Source organism: Kocuria sediminis, assembly GCF_009735315.1.
GTDB classification, from domain to species: domain Bacteria; phylum Actinomycetota; class Actinomycetes; order Actinomycetales; family Micrococcaceae; genus Kocuria; species Kocuria turfanensis.
This window is the reverse complement of sequence record NZ_WOGU01000041.1, coordinates 2,074-2,340: the sequence shown is the minus strand read 5'-3', so window position 1 is coordinate 2,340 and position 267 is coordinate 2,074.

The window sequence follows — 267 nt, the reverse complement described above, 5'->3', positions numbered from 1 at the left end:
AGTTGCGCGGGGCGGGGCGGGGAGGTAAATTAGCTGAGTCGCTGCGGCCGGGACGGGTTGTCCGGGGCCGGGAGGCGGCGAAGATTCCACTCACGAGTTTCGGGGCCCTGGGGGTCCTGGTTCTTGGTCTGTTGTTTGAGAACTCAATAGTGTGCCATGTTTGTTGATGCCAAATGTTTTGTTTGGTTGATGGATCGCCTGTGTCCCGCCTCCGTGGGGTGTGGGTGGTCATATTCGGCCTGGATCGCTCGCCGGCCTCGATGTTGT